Annotated in this window: 13 protein-coding genes; 1 reads left to right on the top strand and 12 read right to left on the bottom strand. The window is 52.0% G+C overall.

From position 1 onward, the window contains the following. Positions 1 to 7: 7 nt before the first annotated feature. The 7 genes from carA to ribF all read right to left on the bottom strand — a co-directional run bounded on the left by carA (position 8) and on the right by ribF (position 8,440). A complete protein-coding gene (gene carA, locus ACSBQN_RS15755; RefSeq protein WP_024475006.1) occupies positions 8 to 1,147 on the bottom strand; it encodes a glutamine-hydrolyzing carbamoyl-phosphate synthase small subunit in 1,140 nt (379 codons plus the stop codon). Between the two features lie 435 nt (positions 1,148 to 1,582). Continuing rightward, positions 1,583 to 2,398, bottom strand: a complete 816-nt coding sequence (gene dapB / locus ACSBQN_RS15750) for a 4-hydroxy-tetrahydrodipicolinate reductase (RefSeq protein ID WP_024475007.1) — start codon at positions 2,396 to 2,398, stop codon at positions 1,583 to 1,585. A gap of 177 nt (positions 2,399 to 2,575) precedes the next feature. Continuing rightward, positions 2,576 to 3,526 carry a 4-hydroxy-3-methylbut-2-enyl diphosphate reductase gene (gene ispH, locus ACSBQN_RS15745; RefSeq protein ID WP_004242138.1) on the bottom strand — a complete coding sequence of 317 codons (951 nt, stop codon included), beginning with the start codon at positions 3,524 to 3,526 and terminating at the stop codon, positions 2,576 to 2,578. A 112-nt stretch (positions 3,527 to 3,638) separates the two neighbouring features. Continuing rightward, positions 3,639 to 4,070, bottom strand: a complete 432-nt coding sequence (fkpB, locus tag ACSBQN_RS15740) for an FKBP-type peptidyl-prolyl cis-trans isomerase (protein ID WP_024475008.1) — start codon at positions 4,068 to 4,070, stop codon at positions 3,639 to 3,641. Between the two features lie 60 nt (positions 4,071 to 4,130). After that, positions 4,131 to 4,652 carry a signal peptidase II gene (gene lspA, locus ACSBQN_RS15735; protein WP_024475009.1) on the bottom strand — a complete coding sequence of 174 codons (522 nt, stop codon included), beginning with the start codon at positions 4,650 to 4,652 and terminating at the stop codon, positions 4,131 to 4,133. A 2-nt stretch (positions 4,653 to 4,654) separates the two neighbouring features. Next, positions 4,655 to 7,468 (bottom strand): isoleucine--tRNA ligase, encoded by a 2,814-nt coding sequence (gene ileS, locus ACSBQN_RS15730; RefSeq protein ID WP_354632955.1) that lies wholly within the window; start codon positions 7,466 to 7,468, stop codon positions 4,655 to 4,657. A 27-nt stretch (positions 7,469 to 7,495) separates the two neighbouring features. Next, positions 7,496 to 8,440: a bifunctional riboflavin kinase/FAD synthetase gene (ribF, locus tag ACSBQN_RS15725; protein ID WP_024475011.1), complete on the bottom strand. Its 945-nt coding sequence runs from the start codon at positions 8,438 to 8,440 to the stop codon at positions 7,496 to 7,498. A gap of 351 nt (positions 8,441 to 8,791) precedes the next feature. Between ribF and rpsT the strand changes: the two genes are divergently transcribed. Further along, the gene (gene rpsT / locus ACSBQN_RS15720; RefSeq protein ID WP_015422441.1) at positions 8,792 to 9,052 is read left to right on the top strand and encodes a 30S ribosomal protein S20; all 261 of its coding nucleotides are present in this window, start codon (positions 8,792 to 8,794) and stop codon (positions 9,050 to 9,052) included. 61 nt (positions 9,053 to 9,113) lie between these two features. On the opposite strand, the gene nhaR is transcribed toward rpsT, so the two are convergent. From nhaR to dnaK, 5 genes are all read right to left on the bottom strand, one after another. Beyond that, positions 9,114 to 10,043, bottom strand: coding sequence for a transcriptional activator NhaR (nhaR, locus tag ACSBQN_RS15715; protein WP_004237129.1), 930 nt, complete (start codon positions 10,041 to 10,043; stop codon positions 9,114 to 9,116). Between the two features lie 91 nt (positions 10,044 to 10,134). Continuing rightward, complete coding sequence (gene nhaA / locus ACSBQN_RS15710) at positions 10,135 to 11,313, bottom strand: Na+/H+ antiporter NhaA (protein WP_434991734.1); 1,179 nt, start codon at positions 11,311 to 11,313, stop codon at positions 10,135 to 10,137. Between the two features lie 244 nt (positions 11,314 to 11,557). Continuing rightward, positions 11,558 to 12,202 carry a hypothetical protein gene (locus ACSBQN_RS15705; RefSeq protein ID WP_036409264.1) on the bottom strand — a complete coding sequence of 215 codons (645 nt, stop codon included), beginning with the start codon at positions 12,200 to 12,202 and terminating at the stop codon, positions 11,558 to 11,560. A 131-nt stretch (positions 12,203 to 12,333) separates the two neighbouring features. Beyond that, complete coding sequence (dnaJ, locus tag ACSBQN_RS15700) at positions 12,334 to 13,479, bottom strand: molecular chaperone DnaJ (RefSeq protein ID WP_024475015.1); 1,146 nt, start codon at positions 13,477 to 13,479, stop codon at positions 12,334 to 12,336. A 102-nt stretch (positions 13,480 to 13,581) separates the two neighbouring features. After that, on the bottom strand, positions 13,582 to 15,504 hold the full coding sequence (gene dnaK / locus ACSBQN_RS15695) for a molecular chaperone DnaK (protein WP_024475016.1): 1,923 nt from the start codon (positions 15,502 to 15,504) through the stop codon (positions 13,582 to 13,584). Positions 15,505 to 15,623 lie beyond the last annotated feature (119 nt).

The following is a 15,623-nucleotide window of genomic DNA, read 5'->3' as shown; positions in this document are numbered from 1 at the left end:
CTCCTGATCAGTGACGGGCGTTTTTCATCAGTTCAATAAAGTGGTCGAACAGCGGGGCGGCGTCGTGCGGGCCCGGGCTGGCTTCAGGGTGACCCTGGAAGCTGAATGCGGGTTTATCATTGCGGTGAATACCCTGCAATGTGCCGTCAAACAGTGATTTATGCGTGACGCGCAGTGTCGCGGGCAGCGTCGCCTCATCCACCGCAAAACCGTGGTTCTGCGCGGTAATCATCACCACATTATTTTCAATATCTTTGACCGGGTGGTTGCCGCCGTGGTGACCGAATTTCATTTTGATGGTCTTTGCACCGCTGGCGAGTGCCAGTAACTGGTGCCCCAGGCAGATGCCGAACAGCGGAATATCGGTTTCCAGGAAGCGGGTGATAGCCTCAATCGCATAATCACACGGTGCCGGGTCGCCCGGGCCATTGGAGAGGAAAATACCGTCCGGTGCCATTTTCAGCACCTCTTCCGCCGGGGTCTGTGCCGGTACGACGGTCAGGCGGCAGCCGCGATCCACCAGCATACGCAGAATGTTGCGCTTGGCACCGAAGTCATACGCCACCACATGAAACGGCAGCTCTTCCGCTGTTTTATCCGCCGGTAAGCCGCTGTCCAGTGTCCAGGAGCCCTGTGTCCAGCTGTATGGCTGCGCGGTGGTGACTTCTTTCGCCAGATCCAGCCCGTTCAGCCCGCTGAAGCTCTGCGCATTTTTCAGCGCCAGTGCCGCATCCGGGTGTTCACCGGCGATGATGCAGCCGTTCTGAGCGCCTTTCTCGCGCAGTAAGCGGGTCAGTTTGCGGGTATCAATATCGGCGATAGCCACGACGTTGCGGCGTTTCAGGTATTCGGAGAGGCTTTCTTCACTGCGGAAATTACTGGTGGTCAGCGGCAGGTCGCGGATAACGAGGCCTTGTGCATAAACATCCGGGGATTCTTCATCAGCACTGTTAGTGCCGGTATTACCAATATGGGGATAAGTGAGAGTGACTATCTGGCGGGAATAAGAGGGGTCGGTGAGAATTTCCTGATACCCCGTCATCGAGGTATTAAAAACAACTTCGCCGGTAACGGCACCCTCTGCGCCGATGGCGCGTCCGTGAAATGTGGTTCCGTCTTGCAGAACCAGGATTGCTGACTTAAACAAAACACCCTCCGGAGGAATAATAAATCACAATTAGTGCATATTAATTCAGATTTGGGGCTATAAAGCAATGCCAAAATAGAAATTTAACCAAATTTTGACAAATTGCGGCGCATTCTAAAGATCGAACGGGCAGTTGTCCAGAGAAAATCGACTTTTTTATATTTTTTTACTAATTATGATCAAAACAGGCTGGCTGACAGAGATAAAACCGTATCATTATCAGCTTTATTCTGAATTTTTGATGAGATGACTGAAAAAAAGGCTCACAACCGGAAAAAGAGGTGAGAAAGGCAAAAAAAGCGATAAAAAAGAGAGCAACAACGATGATAATGATAAAAAACAGAGGTCAGATACAAAATTATAAAAAAATAATAGCTAAAGCAGTGATAAATCAAAATACCACTGCTTTATCAAGCTGTTGTAATTTATACTTTATTATAAATTTTCCAGATCAAGTACATCCTTCATGGTGAATAGACCGTTCTTTTTATCACTCAGCCAGGCTGCTGCCTTAACTGCGCCATTTGCAAATGTCATCCGGCTTGAAGCCTTGTGGCTGATTTCAACACGCTCGCCGATATCCGCAAACATCGCTGTGTGCTCGCCCACAATGTCCCCGGCACGCACAGTGGCAAACCCGATAGTGTTCCGCTCCCGCTCGCCGGTATAGCCTTCACGGCAGTACACCGCGCAATCCTTCAGGTCACGCCCCAGCGCCCCGGCAATAGATTCTCCCATCGCCAGCGCGGTTCCGGACGGCGCATCCACTTTATGGCGGTGATGCGCTTCAATAATTTCAATATCGGTATAGTCGCCCATGACTTTGGCCGCCTTTTCCAGCAGTTTCAGCACCAGATTGACGCCAACACTGAAATTCGCCGCAAAAACCACAGGAATTTGCTGCGCAGCCTGTGCAATAGCGGCCTTTCCGGCATCATCAAACCCGGTGGTGCCGATAATCATGCCTTTGCCGTTAGCGGTACAGAACGCCAGATGTGTCAGGGTGCCTTCCGGGCGGGTGAAATCAATCAGGATGTCGAAATTATCTTTCTGACTGTTCAGGTCAGCCGTCAGGATCACGCCATTGCGGCCGGTACCGGCCAGTTCACCGGCATCGGTCCCGGTGAGTGAGGAGCCTTCGCGCTCAAATGCCGCGCCCAGCACCACATCATCATTCTGTGCAATCGCCTGAATCAGCTGGCGTCCCATGCGGCCACCGGCACCCGCAACCGCGAGCCGTAACTTACCCATATTTGTTATCCTCAGTTTTCTGTCTGTATGTCAGCAGATTAACGGCTGTCCGGCCGGATTACCAGTTACCCGCCGCTATCATCAGAAAATCACAATATAGTCCGCCGATTATCAGTAAAACTGTATTTACCGGACCGCAGACAAAAAAAAGCAGAACCTGCGTTCTGCTTTGCTGTGTCAGACTTCTTTGATATCCACCCGTAACTCTTTCGGGACTTCAAAGATAATATTTTCCTCACGCCCTTCCAACTGACTGATTTCATCCGCCCCCAGTTCCTGAAGACGGCTGATCACCTGCTGTACCAGCACATCCGGCGCGGATGCGCCGGCAGTCAGGCCGATGGTATCCACATCACGCAGCCAGGCGGGATTGATATCATCCGCAGAATCGATCAGATAAGAGGGTTTTCCGACCCGCTGCGCCAGCTCCGCCAGCCGGTTGGAGTTTGATGAATTTTTAGAGCCGACCACCAGCACCAGATCTGCCTGACCCGCCAGATCCCGCACTGCTTCCTGACGGTTGGTGGTGGCATAGCAGATATCGTCTTTACGCGGCCCGATAATTTTCGGGAAACGGGCATTCAGCGCATCAATGACTTCGGAGGTATCATCAACAGATAGTGTGGTCTGCGTCATAAAGCTGAGGTTTTCCTCATCTTTGACGTTCAGTTTCCACACATCTTCCGGGGATTCCACCAGATACATACCGCCTTCCGGGTTGTTGTACTGCCCCATCGTCCCTTCCACTTCCGGATGCCCGGCGTGGCCGATCAGAATCGCTTCTTTGCCTTTGCGGCTGGCGCGGGCCACTTCCATATGCACTTTGGTGACCAGCGGACAGGTGGCATCAAACAGCATGGTGAGATTACGGGAACGCGCTTCCTGGCGGATCGCCTGCGAGACACCGTGAGCGGAGAAGATCAGAATGGCGTTATCCGGTACTTCAGCGATTTCCTCAATAAAAATCGCGCCACGCTCACGCAGATCATTGACCACATAGCGGTTGTGCACGACTTCATGACGGACGTAGATAGGCGCACCGTATAATTCCAGCGCCCGCTCCACAATACTGATTGCCCGGTCAACACCTGCACAGAACCCCCGCGGGTTAGCCAGTAAAATACGCACGTTCAACCTCCAAACCATCGCCCGGACGGGCAGTAAAACAAAAATTCAACATTTGCGCGCTACTATACCAGAGCCGTCCCCCGGACCGTAATGCTAATTATTGCTCTGTGTCTTATGCAGTGACGTCACGGACACTGATATCGAACGTCACATCCTGTCCGCACAGCGGATGGTTGAAATCCACCTCGACAGAATCTTCAGTAACGGATTTGATAATTCCCGGCATTTCGCTGCCGTTCATCGCGGTAAACAGCATGATCGTGCCGGTTTCCGGCAGACCCGCCTCCAGGAAATCGGCGGCGGAGAAAAACTGAATCAGATCCGGGCTCGGTTTGCCGAACACAGCCTCACCGGGTAGAGTGAAGGTTTTTTTATCCCCGGCGGATAAGCCCAGTAATTGCTGTTCCAGTGCGTCAGTCAAGCTGCCGTCGCCGAGGCGGAACAGTGCTGGTTTGCCTTGTGCTTCTGTGGAATCCGCCACAGAGCCGTCAGACAGTTTCAGGGTGTAATCCAGTAATACGCTGTGATGTTCTGCAACCTGCATATAATTATTACTCTCTGTCACGGATAAAAAATATCCGCCTTACGGCGGATATTCGGGTCATCAGTCTGATGATGTCTTGTTCTCTGGTTTGTCGCTTTTCTTACCGTCAGGGATAAAGCTTTCAATAATGATAAGCCCCGCCCCGATGATGATCCAGCTGTCCGCCAGGTTGAACGTCGGCCAGTGCCAGTCACCGACATAAAAGTCGATGTAATCCACCACAAAACCGTGCATCAGGCGATCAAGCAGGTTGCCGATCGCCCCGCCGATAATCAGTGCATAAGCAATATTACTGAGTTTATTGCGCGCACTGGTGCGGTACATCATCACCAGTAATGTCGCGGAGATACCGATAGCCACCGCTGTGAAGAACCAGCGCTGCCAGCCGCCCTGAGATGCGAGGAAGCTGAATGCGGCACCGTAATTCCGCACATAGGTCAGATTAAAGTACGGTATCAGTGATGTGGATTCATGCAGCCCGTAATTGGCTAAAATCAGCTGCTTTGAAATCGCATCCAGTACCAGTACCAGGACCGCCAGCCACAGCCAGCGCAATCCGGTCGAACACAGTGGTTTTTTCATTATCAGGCAAACTTACGTTCTTCACCGTTTCCGGCTACGTTTGTCACACAGCGGCCGCACAGTTCAGGATGTTCACTGTCCTGACCGATGTCGGTCGCGTAATGCCAGCAACGCGGGCACTTACTGCCTTCCGCTTTGCCGAAGCCGATGCGCAGGCCGTCCAGCTCACTGTTTACCGCACTTTCCGGTGCCGCAGACAATGGTTTCACATCTGCCTGAGAGGTCAGCAGCACGAAACGCAATTCATTACCCAGGCTGTTCAACTGTGCCGCCAGGGCATCATCCGCATACAGGGTAACGGCTGCTTCCAGCGAGCCGCCTATCAGTTTATCAGCACGTGCCTGCTCCAGCACTTTGTTGACTTCACCACGCACCGCCAGCAGCGTTGCCCAGTAATCATCGTTCATGCTGTCCTGTGCATTCAGCCCGAACAGACCGTCATACCACTCTTCGGTGAAGACGTACTGCGGACGTTTGCCCGGCATCACATTCCAGATTTCATCAGCGGTGAAGGACATGATCGGCGCCATCCAGCGAACCAGAGCTTCCGCGATGTGGAACAGTGCGGTCTGACAGCTGCGGCGTGCCAGGCCATCGCTTTTCGCGGTGTACTGACGATCTTTGATGATATCCAGGTAGAAAGAGCCCATTTCCACCGAGCAGAACTGCATCAGACGCTGTACCACTTCATGGAAATCATAGGCTTCATACGATTTCAGAATATCAGCCTGTGCCGCCAGTGCGCGGCCGACAGCCCAGCGGTCTGCCACAATCATCTCTTCCGGTTTCACCATATCGGTTTCCGGATTGAAACCATTGAGGTTCGCCAGCAGGAAACGCGCGGTGTTACGGATACGTCGGTAAGAATCTGCAGAACGTTTCAGGATTTCATCCGAAACCGCAATTTCACCGGAGTAGTCAGTAGAAGCAACCCACAGACGCAGGATATCCGCGCCGAGTTTGTTCATCACATCCTGCGGACTGATGGTGTTACCCAGCGATTTGGACATTTTGCGTCCCTGACCATCAACGGTGAAACCATGAGTCAATACTTCGCGGTAAGGCGCTTTGCCTTTCATCGCGGTGGACAGCATCAGTGAGGACATAAACCAGCCGCGGTGCTGGTCAGAACCTTCCAGATACATGTCCGCAGAATTGCCATGGAACTCAGGACGGGCATCGACAACAGCAAAGTGAGTGGATCCGGAGTCAAACCAGACATCCAGGGTATCCGGCACTTTTTCATAGATATCGGCATCATCACCCAGCAGGTCGCGCGGGTCGAGATCCCACCACGCCTGAATACCATGCTCTTCCACACGCTTGGCGACGTCTTCCATCAGTTCCAGTGTACGCGGATGCAGTTCCTGGGTCTCTTTATGGACAAACAGAGACATCGGTGTGCCCCAGGTGCGCTGACGGGAGATACACCAGTCCGGGCGGTTTTCCACCATCGCGGTGATACGCGCTTCGCCCCAGCCCGGGATCCATTTCACGCCTTTGATTTCATTCAGAGACTGCGGACGCAGACCGTTCACATCCATCCCGATAAACCACTGTGGTGTGGCACGGAAAATGACCGGTGTTTTGTGACGCCAGCAGCACGGATAGCTGTGCGAAATATTTTCGCTGTGCAGCAGTGCGCCTTTCTCTTTCAGCAGTTCCAGGATGATGTCATTGGCTTTCAGCACAAACACACCATCCAGTGACGGATAGGTACCGCTGACATAGCAGCCGTTCGGACCGACCGGGTTGGCGGTTTCCAGTCCGTATTTCTGGCCGATTACATAGTCGTCAGGACCGTGGCCCGGCGCAGTATGCACAGCACCGGTACCCGCATCCAGGGTGACGTGATCGCCGAGGATAGCCGGGACATCAAAGCCCATAAACGGATGATTAAACCGCAGCAGTTCCAAGTCGCTGCCTTTGCAGTCATTTTCCACGATCCAACTGGTGATACCGGCGCGTTTCATCACGCTTTCCACCAGGTCAGCGGCCAGAATCAGGCGCTCGTCGTTCACGCGGACTAACTGATAATCAAATTCCGGGTTCAGGGAAATCGCGCGGTTTGCCGGTAAAGTCCACGGTGTGGTGGTCCAGATAACCAGAGAAACCGGCAGCCCGTCATTTTTCACGCCGAACTTGCTGTAAACCGCATCCGCGTCCGCAGCCGTGAAACGCACGTCAATGGACGGAGAGGTTTTGTCGTAATATTCCACTTCCGCTTCCGCCAGGGAAGAGGCACAGGAGGTACACCAGTGAACCGGTTTTGCCCCTTTGACCAGATGGCCGTTGGCAATCACTTTTGCCAGTGCGCGGATAATATGAGCTTCGGTTTTGAAGTCCATGGTCAGGTACGGATGATCCCAGTCACCCAGCACGCCCAGACGGATAAAGTCTTCCTTCTGGCCTTCAATCTGCTCTTTTGCGTATTCACGGCAGGCAGCACGGAACTCAGCCGGTGTGACTTTATCACCCGGCTTGCCAATCACCTGTTCGACTTTGTGTTCAATCGGTAAGCCGTGGCAGTCCCAGCCCGGAATATACGGGGAGTCAAAACCGGCCATGCCTTTGGATTTAATAATAATATCTTTGAGAATTTTATTGACTGAGTGACCAATGTGAATGCTGCCGTTTGCATACGGAGGGCCGTCATGCAGAATAAATGTTTTTTTACCGGTTTTGGCTTTACGGATCGCCTGGTACAGACCTTCTTTGTACCAGCGTTTCAGCATATCAGGTTCGCGCTTTGCTAAGTCCCCGCGCATAGGGAACCCTGTCTCCGGGAGATTCAGGGTATTTTTATAGTCACTCATTCGATTCTCAGTTCCAATATTATTCCGTTAAACACATAACGAGGGGTTGGATTGTAAAAATTCCCTTGCCGCAATCTCATCCCGCGCGATTTGCGCTTTCAGCTCATCGAGCGAGGCAAACCGCTGTTCATTTCGCAATTTCTTGCGCAGTACCACATCCGGATGCTGCCCGTATAAATCCATAGACACATCAATCAGATGAACTTCCAGTTGCTGGCTCTTACCCTGTACTGTCGGGCGGGAGCCGATATTGGCCACACCCGGCAGCGGATGCGGCCCGAGGCCGTATACGTCCACGGCGTACACACCGTGTACCGGTGCGGCCAGACGTTTCAGGGGGATATTGGCAGTCGGGAAACCGATGGTGCGCCCGAGTTCGTTGCCGTGCACCACACGCCCGCTGATGCGGTAAGGGTGCCCGAGCAGTGCCTCAGCCTGCGCCAGATCGTCGTTTTCCAGCGCGCGGCGGATGGCCGTACTGCTGATCCGTTTGCCGTTATCACAAAAACTTTCCGTGCTGCGGACCGTGAAACCATACTGTTTCCCCGCCTCACACAGCCCGTTAAAATCGCCCTGACGATTTTTTCCGAAACGAAAATCATCCCCGACCACCAGAAACTTCACCCCCAGCTGTTCAACCAGCAGGTGTGAGATAAAAGCATCCGGTGTCAGTGATGCAAATTGTTTGCTGAATTTAACACACAATAAGTAGTCCACACCGTACTGCGCAAGATATTTTACCTTATCGCGCAGCCGGGTCAGGCGTGCCGGCGCTTTATCCGGGGCAAAAAATTCCAGCGGCTGCGGCTCGAAGATCATGACGACCGACGGCAGCCCCAGGCGTTTTCCTTCCTGCGCCAGATGTGACAGTAATGCCTGATGTCCGCGATGAACACCATCAAAATTACCGATAGTCAGCACGCAACCATGGTGACGCGCACGAATATTGTGAGTACCGCGAATTAGCTCCATAGCCGGCTCAATACAGTCAAAATTAGTCCGATTATACCTTGTCCGCCGCGTCAGGTTAACCCACTAATGCGGCTGAATCGCGAATTCTCTGTACAAAAAGCGGGGCATCCCCCTCTGCGGAAAGTGAAAAATAATTTTTTTCGTCAGAATCTTACCATTCCGGTGACTTTTTTCCGTGTAAGGGCTGTATTCCCGCTGCGTAAACTGATAAAATCCCCGCCCATCACAACGTACATTTGCGTCGCTGTACAACGACGCATATTTGCACAAATCCATTGACAAAATAAAGCGGAGCAGGCATATTCCTCCACCTTTGTATTGTCCTCGAAGAATATATTTGGGAGTTGGACCTTGGCTAATATCAAATCAGCTAAGAAACGCGCCATTCAGTCTGAAAAACGTCGTCAGCATAACGCTAGCCGTCGTTCTATGGTGCGCACCTTTATCAAGAAGGTTTACGCTGCTATCGCTGCCGGCGACAAAGAAGCTGCTCAGAACGCATTTAATGACATGCAACCACTTGTGGATCGTCACGCTGCTAAAGGCCTGATCCATAAGAACAAGGCTGCCCGTCATAAGGCGAACCTGGCTGCTCAGATCAAAGCAATGTAATCTGATTGTGCAGACATAAAAAAACCGGCTGATGCCGGTTTTTTTATGTCCTTTTTCTGCCTCAGTCCGGTAAACCGGCATCCGCAGCCGACTGCGAACCACTGAACAGCGCAGAGAAATCCTTGTTACACACCCGCTGAACCGCCGGATGCTGGATCATACGCTCGGCAAAAATCACATAATACTCTTCTTTGATGGTATCCACCGTTCCCAGCTCGACAACATCACTGTCCGCAAAAATGCCTTTGGTGTAGAGCGACGGTGCCACAAAAATCGCATTGTGATACATACCAAATGCTTTCATCAGTGCCGCATCGTCAAACTCACCCAGAATTTCCACTTCCAGGTTTTTATTGCGGATCCAGGTCAGCAACTGACGGCCAAGCATCGAACGGCGGCCGGGCACCAGCAGACGGCGCTCTTCCAGACATTCCGGGAACGGCTTCTGCGGCGCGGGCTGGCGGCAGTAGAAACTCATACTGCACTCCCCGAGTTTCACGGAGAACAGCCCTTCCTGCTGGGTGGAATCCACCGGGCAGTCAGAGAGGATCATATCCAGTTTGTGCTGGCTGAGCTGCTCCAGCAGCATTTCGTGAGTGGATTCAAAACAGCGCAGATGGATTTGCTCATGCTCCATCACCGCCGTTTCCAGCACTTTGCTGACCAGACGTTTTGACAGTGCATCCGCAACCCCGACATCAAACAACAGATTGGATTCGCGGCTGTAAGTGACAATATCCAGCATTTCCTGGCTCAGCATAAACATTTTGTCCGCATAGCGGAACACCAGCTGACCGAGTTCTGACGGCACCAGGCCGCGTCCCTGACGTTTGAACAGCTTACCGTCCAGACGCTCTTCCAGCGCCTTGATTTGGCCGGTAATGGTTTGCGGGGTGAGATAGAGCGCTTCTGCAGCTCCCACCACCGAACCTTCTTTGCAGACGTGCCAGAAATAATAGAGGTGATTGTAGTTTAAATGGGAGACTCGCATAGTTTTTCCCGGTACATACCTTATCTTTTTTTGATGATTAACTCGGAAATTCTGTTGTATTCACCGGCCACGAAGGCCGGTGAATAACGGATTACTGCCGGACTGTTTTCTTCGGTAACACGGAATGGAGCAGGAATAGCCCGGTAACTGCCGCCATAGTGGAACCAATCAGAATTCCCAGCTTGGAGTAGGTGTTAAATGCTTCCGGAAGCCCGGTAAATGCCAGTCCCGCGATAAAGATAGACATTGTAAAACCGATCCCGCATAACACCGATACAGCGAATATCTGGTTAAGAGTAATCCTCTCCGGCAGTTTTGCAAAGCCCAGTTTTACCGAAATCAGACATGCAGTGAAAATCCCCAGCGGTTTGCCGACAAACAGACCGAGCAGGATCCCCAGCGGCAGTGTACCCATCAGTGCATCAAAGGAAATTCCCTGAACACTGACACCTGCATTGGCAAAGGCAAACAGCGGCAGGATCAGAAACGCCACCCACGGATGCAGCACATGCTCCAGCTCCTCTGACGGTGAGTGCTCACCATCTTTACTGCGCAGCGGGATCAGGAAGCCGACGATCACCCCGGCCAGAGTTGCGTGCACGCCGGATTTCAGAATACACACCCACAATATCAGCCCCGCAATCATATACGCAGCGGTGTTGCTGACATTACGCCAGTTCATCACACACAATACCACCACCATCAGTACCGCCAGCAGCAGCGCTGTCAGTGAAACGGTTTTGGTGTAAAACAGCGCGATAATCACGATAACCCCGAGGTCATCAATAATCGCCAGTGCCAGCAGAAAGACTTTCAGCTCTGTCGGTACGCGTTTGCCCAGCAGTGCCATTACGCCGAGGGCAAAGGCAATATCGGTTGCGGCCGGAATCGCCCAGCCCTGTGCAGCGGCGGCATCCCCGCCGTTAAACAGCAGATAGACCAGCGCCGGGGCTATCATACCGCCGAGTGCGGCAATTGCCGGAAACATCGCTTTGTCGCGCCCGGCCAGAGAGCCGGTCATCAGCTCCCTTTTTACTTCGAGCCCGACGACCAGGAAAAATATCGCCATCAGGGCGTCATTAATCCATAATAACAAGGGTTTATCAATTTCCAGTGCCGAGAATTTTACAGCAACGGGAATATCAAGAAATGACTGATACACCGCTGACAGCGGCGTATTCGCCATCACCAGCGCGATCAGCGCAGCAATAATCAGCAGTATGCCGCCTGCTGCTTCGAATTTTAAGAACTGCCGGATAATTGCGGTCATGAGTTAACTCCTTTAAGACTGTCGGCGTTAATAATATGCAAACAATTAACTCGAAAAAAGCAGATTATTCGGCAATAATAATTCGGTTATTACTTGCTATTCAGGGTTTATCTCACAAAATTACCTGATCAACACCGCGAAATTAACCGAATTATAACATTCTAATTTCTGTAAAACAGATGCGTACCGTCACGTACCGGCGGATATTCTGCTGTCGTTGCCACCGCTCACTGAATAAAACAGGTTAACCCGGATTAGCGTCATATAACCGGTTCAGTCCGGCGAGATCAATCTCACCGGTGATGATATCCACCGGTGTTCTGAGAAACGGTTTTGCATGGTTCTCCGCGATTTTTTGTCTTTGCCCCGTCATCTGCTCTTTACTGAATTTTAGCTGAGTCAGTGTCTCCGCCAGCCGGGTATTCTGCTGCCGGGCGGCCTCTGTCATACCGCTATTGAATTTCCTGTCCGGTGTTGCGGCGATAGTCCGGGCAGAAAGATACGGACTGAAGGCAGAAGCCTGCGTGGTGGTATCCTGCTGCCTAATCGCCTGTTCACAATGATGCTGAACTGTATTCAGATAGCTGCCCGCAGGGACATCTCCCTGCAACTTCATCAGACTGATATACGCTGACAGATTTTTCAGCGGGGTGGTTTCAATCACTGACATATCAGTACCGCCAGTGTCAGAAAAAGCAGGTGTATTTTCCGGGTCAATAAGTGATGCTTGCGCGGCATCGCATCTGAATAGTTTTTCAGTGGTATTCTGCACACCAAAAATCAGCAGGCCGATCAATTCGTGACTATCAGCACCCGCTGTGCTGCGGATAAACCGGGAAACAGAGATATCCTGTGATGCGGAAGATGAGGAGAGAGCCGGTGTATACATGTTATTATCCTTATAATGAATTAATAAGAAATAATAAAGTAAAACAGCCGGGTAACCTGCAAAAAAGACACAAAAAAACCGGCAGAGAAAATTATCCCGGCCGGTTATGATATCGCTTATCTGACAATGACTTATTTGGTCAGGTCATCAAAGAATTTTTTCACACCGTCAAAGAAGCGTTTCGCTTTCGGAGTGTTGTTGTGGCCGCTCTGGCCATCCACAGACTCACCGAACTCACGTAACAGTTCTTTCTGTTTTTCGCTCAGTTTAACCGGTGTTTCCACCACCACGCGGCACATCAGGTCGCCCTGCATTCCGCCGCGCGCCGGTCTGACACCTTTGCCTTTCATGCGGAACAGTTTGCCGGTCTGGGTTTCTGCCGGGATTTTCAGCTTAACGCGCCCGTCCAGTGTCGGTACTTCAATTTCGCCGCCCAGCGCCGCAACCGTAAAGCCAATCGGTACTTCACAGTAGAGATTGCTGCCGTCACGCTCGAAGATATTGTGCTGGCGGACATGAACCTCGACATACAGATCGCCTGCCGGAGCCCCCATTTCACCTGCTTCACCTTCGCCGGTCAGACGGATACGGTCGCCGCTGTCCATTCCTGCCGGGATTTTGACTGACAGGGTTTTATAACGTTCAACACGCCCGTGACCATGACATTTGCTGCACGGCTCTTTGATGATTTTGCCGCGGCCGTGACAGGTCGGACACGCCTGCTGCACTGCAAAGAAGCCCTGGCGCATCTGCACCTGGCCCATACCGTGACAGGTCGGACACTCCTGCGGCTCTGTCCCTTCTTTCGCCCCGCTGCCGTGACATTTATCACAGGTTTCCAGGGTCGGAATACGGATCTCTTTGGTCACACCACGAACCGCTTCTTCAAGGGTCAGTTCGATGTTGTAACGCAGGTCTGCTCCGCGTGCCGCGCGTTGCTGACGGCGACCACCACCAAAAATATCACCGAAGACGTCACCAAAGATATCACCGAAATCAGCACCGCCGAAACCGCCGCCGCCAAATCCGCCGCCACCGCCCATACCGCCCTGCTCAAATGCCGCATGGCCGTACTGGTCATAAGCCGCACGTTTCTGTGCGTCGGTGAGGATCTCGTATGCTTCTTTTACTTCTTTGAATTTATCTTCCGCGTCTTTATCGCCCTGATTACGGTCAGGGTGATATTTCATCGCGAGGCGTTTGTAGGCTTTTTTAATCTCTTTGTCATCCGCAGATTTCGAGACGCCCAACACCTCGTAGTAATCTTTTTTTGCCATCCGTTTTGTCCCTTAACACAAGCACACGGGCGCAGAGTTTCCTCAACGCCCGTGCCGGTTTTCAGTGATTAATAACAGTCATCACCGCGCCCGCTAAGGGCATTATTTTTTGTCTTTGCTGTCGTCAACTTCTTCGAATTCAGCATCGACAACATCATCATTTTTACCTGCATCCTGCGCGGCATCAGCACCTGCTGCACCTGCCTGCGCCTGCTGCTGGGCAATTTCCATCAGTTTGGCAGAAGCGTCGATCAGCGCTTTCGTTTTCTCTTCGATAGCCGCTTTATCTTCGCCTTTCGCTGCGATTTCCAGCTCACTCACCGCCTGCTCGATTTTCACTTTATCGTCGCCCGGCAGTTTGTCGCCCGCTTCTTCGATCTGTTTACGGGTGGCGTGAACCAGCTGATCTGCCTGGTTACGAACCTGTACCAGCTCTTCAAACTTACGGTCAGCTTCGGCGTTGGCTTCCGCATCACGTACCATTTTCTGGATCTCTTCCTCGTTCAGACCGGAAGACGCCTTGATGGTGATGTTCTGCTCACGGCCGCTGTTTTTGTCTTTCGCGGACACATGCAGGATACCGTCGGCATCGATGTCAAAAGTAACTTCGATTTGCGGCATACCGCGCGGAGCAGCCTGAATACCATCCAGGTTAAACTGACCCAGTGATTTGTTGTCACCGGAACGTTTACGCTCACCCTGCAGAACATGGATAGTTACCGCAGACTGGTTGTCTTCCGCTGTGGAGAACACCTGGCTGTGTTTGGTCGGGATAGTGGTGTTCTTCGCAATCAGCGGAGTCATCACGCCGCCCATGGTTTCGATACCCAGAGACAGCGGGGTAACGTCCAGCAGCAGCACATCTTTAACATCACCACCTAACACACCGCCCTGAACCGCAGCACCAACAGCCACAGCTTCGTCCGGGTTCACGTCTTTACGCGGCTCTTTACCGAAGAAATCAGCAACGGTTTTCTGAACCAGCGGCATACGGGTCTGACCACCTACCAGGATGACATCATTGATATCATTCACTGACAGACCGGCATCCTGTAATGCAACTTTGACCGGATCCATAGAGCGTTTAACCAGATCTTCAACCAGTGATTCCAGTTTCGCACGGGTCACTTTGATGTTCATGTGTTTAGGACCGGTCCCGTCCGCCGTGATGTACGGCAGGTTAACGTCAGTCTGCTGTGCGGAAGAAAGCTCAATTTTTGCTTTCTCGGCAGCTTCTTTCAGACGCTGCATTGCCAGCGGGTCGTTACGCAGATCGATACCCTGTTCTTTCTTAAATTCTTCAACCAGATAGTTGATCATGCGGCTGTCGAAGTCTTCACCACCTAAGTGGGTGTCGCCGTTCGTTGCCAGCACTTCATAGGTTTTTTCGCCGTCAACTTCATCGATTTCGATGATGGAGATATCGAAAGTACCACCACCGAGGTCGAAGACCGCGATAGTACGGTTACCCACTTCGCGATCCAGGCCGTAAGCCAGTGCCGCAGCAGTCGGTTCGTTGATAATACGTTTTACATCCAGACCTGCGATACGGCCGGCGTCTTTGGTTGCCTGACGCTGAGCATCGTTAAAGTAAGCAGGTACGGTGATAACCGCTTCGGTTACCGGCTCGCCGAGATAATCTTCAGCGGTTTTCTTCATTTTTTTCAGGACTTCAGCAGAAACCTGTGGTGGTGCCATTTTCTGGCCTTTTGCTTCCACCCATGCGTCGCCGTTATCAGAGCTGACAATTTTGTACGGCATGATGTTCATATCGCGGCGCACTTCTTCATCGTCAAAACGACGACCAATCAGACGTTTGATTGCAAACAGTGTGTTCTGCGGGTTGGTAACAGCCTGACGTTTTGCCGGCTGACCGACCAGGATTTCACCATCCTGTGTATACGCAATGATTGACGGCGTTGTGCGGTCGCCTTCTGCGTTCTCCAGGACACGTGCCTGATTACCATCCATTACAGCAACACAAGAGTTGGTTGTACCTAAGTCGATACCAATAATTTTACCCATCTAAAGGCCTCCGAATAATTCTGTTCGTCTTACGCTACCGATGTATATGAGGTTCAATTTTCACTTTTCAAGAAAAAACTTTTCACTCACCCGTTACCCGGAACATTTCCGGCGGTACC

It is taken from the genome of Morganella sp. B601, from assembly GCF_051172335.1.
GTDB lineage: Bacteria > Pseudomonadota > Gammaproteobacteria > Enterobacterales > Enterobacteriaceae > Morganella > Morganella morganii.
Note: the sequence above shows the minus strand (reverse complement) of the source record. Positions and strands in the feature narration are given on the sequence as shown.